This is a genomic window from Pseudomonas sp. SF2 (assembly GCF_036858055.1).
Classification (GTDB): domain Bacteria; phylum Pseudomonadota; class Gammaproteobacteria; order Pseudomonadales; family Pseudomonadaceae; genus Aquipseudomonas.
Genome location: NZ_JAMBDI010000086.1, coordinates 1 through 223 on the forward strand (window position 1 = coordinate 1; position 223 = coordinate 223).

The following is a 223-nucleotide window of genomic DNA, read 5'->3' on the forward strand; positions in this document are numbered from 1 at the left end:
TTCAGCCGTACCGCTGATGGTTACGCCGTTGCTCGGATTGATAATCGGCGCAGCCGGCGCGCTGGAATCGACGGTGACCGTCGCTGCCGGGCCGGTATTGCCCGCCGGGTCGCTCGCGGTGGCATTGACCACGGTGCCATTGGCCAGCGGCGTCGCTGGAGTGAAGCTCCAGTTGCCACTGCCATCGGCCGTCACCTGGCCAATCGGATTACCGCTGCCATCG

The 223-nt window shown here is 65.9% G+C and carries 1 protein-coding gene; it reads right to left on the reverse strand.

All coding sequences use genetic code 11. The features are described from left to right. A partial coding sequence (locus M2S36_RS24955; RefSeq protein ID WP_333958023.1) for an Ig-like domain-containing protein occupies positions 1–223 on the reverse strand: 223 nt, incomplete at both ends.